Origin of the sequence: Pseudonocardia sp. McavD-2-B, assembly GCF_024124365.1 — a bacterium.
Lineage (GTDB): Bacteria > Actinomycetota > Actinomycetes > Mycobacteriales > Pseudonocardiaceae > Pseudonocardia > Pseudonocardia alni.
This window is the reverse complement of record NZ_JAMXSG010000329.1, coordinates 1-5,557: the sequence shown is the minus strand read 5'-3', so window position 1 is coordinate 5,557 and position 5,557 is coordinate 1. Positions and strand designations below refer to the sequence as shown.

At 73.3% G+C, this 5,557-nt stretch carries 5 protein-coding genes; 4 read left to right on the top strand and 1 reads right to left on the bottom strand.

The genetic code is table 11. The features are described 5' to 3' along the window. The first annotated feature begins 37 nt into the window (after nt 1-37). The 4 genes from tkt to NH602_RS27440 are packed head-to-tail and all read left to right on the top strand — an operon-like array spanning nt 38 to nt 5,137. Nucleotides 38-2,140 carry a transketolase gene (gene tkt / locus NH602_RS27455; protein WP_253069308.1) on the top strand — a complete coding sequence of 701 codons (2,103 nt, stop codon included), beginning with the start codon at nt 38-40 and terminating at the stop codon, nt 2,138-2,140. A 28-nt stretch (nt 2,141-2,168) separates the two neighbouring features. Further along, a complete protein-coding gene (hxlB, locus tag NH602_RS27450; RefSeq protein ID WP_073573858.1) occupies nt 2,169-2,756 on the top strand; it encodes a 6-phospho-3-hexuloisomerase in 588 nt (195 codons plus the stop codon). A gap of 42 nt (nt 2,757-2,798) precedes the next feature. Then, the gene (locus tag NH602_RS27445) at nt 2,799-3,770 is read left to right on the top strand and encodes a fructose-bisphosphatase class II family protein (RefSeq protein ID WP_253069307.1); all 972 of its coding nucleotides are present in this window, start codon (nt 2,799-2,801) and stop codon (nt 3,768-3,770) included. Then, nucleotides 3,767-5,137 (top strand): ATP-dependent 6-phosphofructokinase, encoded by a 1,371-nt coding sequence (locus NH602_RS27440; protein WP_253069306.1) that lies wholly within the window; start codon nt 3,767-3,769, stop codon nt 5,135-5,137. The genes NH602_RS27445 and NH602_RS27440 overlap by 4 nt, the downstream gene beginning before the upstream one ends. 122 nt (nt 5,138-5,259) lie before the next feature. Here NH602_RS27440 and NH602_RS27435 read toward each other — a convergent pair whose 3' ends face one another. After that, nucleotides 5,260-5,505 (bottom strand): hypothetical protein, encoded by a 246-nt coding sequence (locus NH602_RS27435; protein WP_253069305.1) that lies wholly within the window; start codon nt 5,503-5,505, stop codon nt 5,260-5,262. Nucleotides 5,506-5,557: the final 52 nt, after the last annotated feature.

The window sequence follows — 5,557 nt, the reverse complement described above, 5'->3', positions numbered from 1 at the left end:
GCCGGTGACCGTCCGTACCGCGCCGCTGGGGGCGTCCGTGTCCCCGCCGCGCTCCGACGACGAGCTGGCCCGGTTGACCGCCCCCCGGGTCCCCGCCGACTGGACCGACCTCGACCGGCGCGCCGTCGACACCGCACGCGTGCTGGCGGCCGACGCGGTCGAACGGTGCGGGAGCGGCCATCCCGGGACCGCGATGAGCCTCGCGCCGGTCGCCCATGCGCTGTTCCAGCGGGTCCTGCGGCACGACCCCACCGATCCGGACTGGCTCGGCCGGGACCGGTTCGTACTCTCCGCCGGTCATTCCAGCCTCACCCTCTACATCCAGCTCTACCTGTGCGGGTACGGCCTGGAGCTGGACGACCTGAGGTCCCTGCGGACATGGGGCTCGCGGACGCCGGGCCACCCGGAGCACGGCCACACGGCCGGTGTCGAGACGACCACCGGCCCGCTCGGGCAGGGCCTGGCCAACGCGGTCGGGATGGCGATGGCCGCCCGGCGTGAACGCGGCCTCCTCGACCCGGACGCCGAACCCGGCACCAGCGTGTTCGACCACCGGATCTACGTGATCGCCTCCGACGGCGACATCCAGGAGGGGGTGACCTCCGAGGCGTCGTCGCTGGCGGGGACCCAGCAGCTCGGAAACCTCACGGTGATCTACGACAGCAACGAGATCTCCATCGAGGACGACACCCGTATCGCGCTGTCCGAGGACACCGCGGCACGGTACGAGGCCTACGGGTGGCAGGTCCTGACCGTCGACGGCGGCGAGGACGTCGCGGCGTTCCTCGACGCCGTCGAGCACAGCAGGGCCGACAGCACCCGCCCGACGCTGATCGTGCTGCGCACGGTGATCGGCTATCCGGCCCCCGGGCTGATGAACACCGGCGCCGTCCACGGCGCCGCACTGGGCGGTGCGGAGCTCGCCGCGGTCAAGCGCAGCGTCGGTGCCGACCCGGAGCTCAGCTTCCAGGTCGACGACGACGTGCTGCGACACACGCGGGAGGCGGCCGACCGCGGCCGTACCGCCCGCGCCGCGTGGCAGGTCGAGGCGGACGCGTGGGCCCGGACGAACCCGGAACGTGCGGCGCTGCTGGACCGGCTCCGGCGACGCGAGCTGCCCCCCGGCTGGGCGGACGCCCTGCCGGTCTGGGAGCCCGGTGATGCCGGTGTCGCCACCCGCAAGGCATCGGGGACGGTGCTGGCGGCGCTCGGCGACAGGCTGCCCGAGCTGTGGGGTGGTTCGGCGGACCTGGCGGGGAGCAACAACACGACGATCGCCGGCGCGGACTCCTTCGGCCCGGCCGGGATCTCGACGTCGAGCTGGAGCGCCCAGCCCCACGGACGGACGCTGCACTTCGGTGTCCGCGAGCACGCCATGGGGTCGATCCTCAACGGGATCGCGCTGCACGGGGGCACCCGGCCCTACGGCGGGACCTTCCTCGTCTTCAGCGACTACATGCGGCCCGCCGTGCGCCTGGCCGCGTTGATGGAGCTGCCCGTCGTCTTCGTGTGGACGCACGACTCCATCGGGCTCGGCGAGGACGGGCCGACCCACCAGCCCGTCGAGCAGCTGGCCTCGCTGCGCGCCGTCCCCGGCCTGTCCGTGGTGCGCCCCGCCGATGCGAACGAGACCGCGTACGCCTGGCGGACGGTGCTCGAGAACGCGGGCCCGGCCGGCCTGGCCCTGACCCGCCAGGCCGTGCCGACCCTGGAGGGCACCTCGCGGGAGGGCGTCGCACGGGGCGGGTACGTGCTCGCGGAGGCCTCGTCGGGACGTCCGGACGTCGTGCTCGTGGGCACCGGGTCGGAGGTCCAGCTCGCCCTCGGGGCGCGGCGGATGCTCGAGTCGGAGGGCGTCGCCACCCGGGTGGTCTCCATGCCCTGCCTGGAGTGGTTCGACGGTCAGGACGAGGACTACCGGAACCGGGTACTGCCCCCGTCGGTCCGGGCGAGGGTCGTCGTGGAGGCCGGTGTGGCGCAGCCCTGGCACCGCATCGCGGGGGACGCCGGCGAGATCGTCTCGCTGGAGCACTTCGGGGCGTCGGCCGACGTCGCGACGCTGTTCGAGAAGTTCGGCATCACCGCCGCGGCCGTGGCCGAGGCCGCCCGGCGCAGCCTGGCATCGGTCGGCCGGGCATGACCGGGACGACGACGAGAGGGAGAACGCGATGACCCGCCAGATGACCCACGACCTGACCCCGGGCGAGTTCTCGGTCGCCACCCGCGCCGTCGTCGACGAGGTGCAGCGGGTCAGCGCCAGGATCGAGCCCGAGGCATGGACCCGTGCGGGCGCCCTGCTGCTGCGCGCCCGCACGGTCTTCACCGTGGGGACCGGGCGCAGCGGTCTGGCGCTGAACATGGCCGCGATGCGCTTCATGCACCTCGGGCTGCCGACCCACGTCGTCGGGGAGGTCACCGCTCCGGCGATCGGAGCGGGCGACGTCCTGGTGGCGGCGTCGGGCTCGGGCACGACGGGACGTGTGGTCCGGGCGGCCGAGACGGCCCGGGCCCAGGACGCCGACGTGATCGCACTGACCACGGCGGCCGGCTCGCCGCTGGCCGAGATCGCGACCGAGACCCTGGTGGTGCCGGCCGCCGACAAGCAGGACTTCGACGGCAGCGCCTCCGTCCAGTACGCGGGCAGCCTCTTCGAGCAGTCGGTGCTGCTGATCAGTGACGCGCTGTTCCACACGCTCTGGAAGTCCGGGGACAGCCAGGCCCGCGACCTCTGGCGGCTGCACGCCAACCTCGAGTGAGTCCGACCGCCGTGCCCGCCCGACCGACCCGAGGAGCCCGACATGTCGGCACCCGACATCAGCACACTGGAGGCGGTGGCCCTGGAGGCGACCCGCAGCGCCGCGGTGGCCGCCTACCCGTGGGCCGGCCGTGACGATCAGGATGCGGCCGACGCAGCGGCCACCGAGGCGATGCGCACAGCGCTGGCCCGCGCACCGGGGCGGGGGACGGTGGTCATCGGGGAGGGGGAGAAGGACGACGCCCCCATGCTGTTCAACGGCGAGATCGTCGGGACCGGTGACGGGCCCGACTTCGACATCGCCGTCGACCCCCTGGAGGGCACGTCGTTCTGTGCCCGGGACCTGCCCGGGGCGCTGGCGACGATCGCGTTCGGCCGGACGGGATCGTTCTGGTCGCCCGGCCCCGGCTTCTACATGGACAAGATCGTCGTTCCGCCTGCCGCGCGCGACGTCGTCGATCTGGACGACCCGCCCGAGCGCACCGTCGCCAAGGTGGCGGAGGCCGTGGGCAAGAAGGTCGGCGACCTGCGTGTGATGATCATGGACAAGCCACGCCACGCGGAGCTGATCGCCCGGGTGCTGCGGGCCGGTGCGGCGGTGCAGACCCCGGCCGGGGGCGACGTCGGCGGGAGCCTGGCGGTACTGACGCCGACCCTCGACGTCGATCTCCTGCTCGGCGTGGGGGGCACCCCGGAGGGTGTGCTGACGGCAGCCGCCGTCCGCGCGCTCGGCGGCGGGATGCTGGGCCGGCTCGCACCGCAGCGCGAGGCGGAGGCGGTGGCCCTGCGCGCCGCGGGCCGGTCGACCGACCGCATCCTGCGCTGTGAGGAGCTGGTGGCGGACACGGCCTTCTTCGCCGCCTCCGGGGTGAACGGGGGCCCGTTGCTCGGCAGGCCCCGCAGCAGCGGCGGCACCACCGTCGTCGAGTCCCTGCTGATCACCGACGGGCAGATCCGCCATGTCACCCACACGACCTTCGACCGGGCCACCGGGACGAGGAGGGACCAGCCGTGACCTTGCACCGGGACGACCTCCGGGTCCGCGAACTGGGTGAGTGCCGGTACGACTCGCCGATGGCGGGCCTGCTCACCGCCAAACAGACCTCACCGCACTACGTGGCCGAGGGTGACCGGGTCCTCCTCGAGGACACCGTCTCGATGCTGGCCGAGCACGACCGGCCCTCCGTCGAGGCCGCGAGCTTCGAGGCGGCAGGTCCGCGTCGGCGGATCTACTTCCGGCCCGAGGAGGTCACCGCCGGGATCGTCACCTGCGGAGGGCTCTGCCCCGGCCTGAACAACGTCATCCGCGGCCTGGTGCAGGAGCTGACCGTGCACTACGGGGTCGAGCGCATCCTCGGCTTCCGCAACGGTCTGGAGGGACTGACGGCGGCCCGTGTCGACGACACGGTCGAGCTGACCCTCGACGACGTCCGCGACATCCAGAACTCCGGGGGCACGATCCTGGGCAGCTCGCGCGGCGGCCACGACCCGGACGAGATGGTCGACAGCCTCGTGTCCCGCGGTGTCGACATGCTGTTCGTGGTCGGGGGCGACGGGGGGATGCGCGCGGCCACCTGCATCAGCACGGCGATCCGGGCACGGGGCCTCGACATCGCCGTCATCGGCGTCCCCAAGACGATCGACAACGACCTGCCCTTCACCGACCAGTCGTTCGGGTTCCAGAGCGCGTTCGCCCGGGCCACGGAGTTCATCACCGCGGTCGCGGTCGAGGCCGCCGCGAGCCGCGACGGTGTCGGCATCGTCAAGCTCATGGGCCGCCACTCGGGGTTCATCGCGAGCTACGCGGCGCTGGCCTCGAGTCTGGCCGACATCGTGCTGATCCCCGAGGTGCCGTTCGCCCTGGACGGTGACGACGGCCTCCTCGCGCACGTCGAGAGGCACGTGCGGACCGCGGGACACGTCGTGATCGTCCTCGCCGAGGGGGCGGGTCAGGACCTGCTGGCGGAGCACCCGGCGGCCGGGTCGGCGACCGACGCCTCGGGGAACGTCCGGCTGGGCGACGTCGCCGAGCTCCTGCGGGAGCGCGTCGGCACGCACCTCACCGACGCGGGCCTCGCCCCCACGATCCGCTACATCGACCCCAGCTACGCGATCCGCAGCGTGGCCGCGAACGCCTACGACAGCGTCTACTGCCTGCGCCTGGCGCACGCCGCGGTGCACGCGGCCATGGCGGGACGCACCGAGGCCGCGGTCGCGCGCTGGCGTCGCCGGTTCGTCCACGTCCCGCTGACCCTGATGACCAGCCGTCGCAACCAGGTCGACCCGAACGGCGACATGTGGCTGTCGGTGCTGGAGGCGACCTGCCAGCCCGCCGGGTTCGGCGCGGCCGGCGCACACCCCCTCCACGCGGGGTTCTGCTGAGCCTGCCCGCCGCTGCGGGTACGGACCCGCCCGCGCAGGGGGAGGACATCGTACGACGGCGGCCCGGGACAGGTACCTGTCCCGGGCCGCCGTCGTCGCATCGGCCCACGGGCCGTCCGGGCTCAGGGGCGCCGTGGCCAGAGGCTCGAGAACTCCGGATTGTCGTCGTCGAGGATGCGGAACGCGAGACCGATGGCCTCGTTCGGGTCGATCTGATCGACACCGGAGTCGCCCCGGGCGAGCCGCTCGAAGAGGTCCGCCAGCTCGTCCGCCTCGGCGGGGGACAGCCGCGGGTCACGGGTGCAGCGGACGTAGCGCATCCGCACCACCCGTGCGGTCTGCAGCATCAGGTCGCCGTAGGCGTTCACCGGTGTCTCCGGACTCGTTCGTCGTATCTCCACGGGCGCTCCACTCACGAGA

What these genes read in the sequence shown, in the direction of transcription:
- hxlB (WP_073573858.1), top strand. Translation starts at nt 2,169, where the DNA reads ATGACCCGCCAGATGACCCACGACCTGACCCCGGGCGAGTTCTCGGTC.
- NH602_RS27445 (WP_253069307.1), top strand. Translation starts at nt 2,799, where the DNA reads ATGTCGGCACCCGACATCAGCACACTGGAGGCGGTGGCCCTGGAGGCG.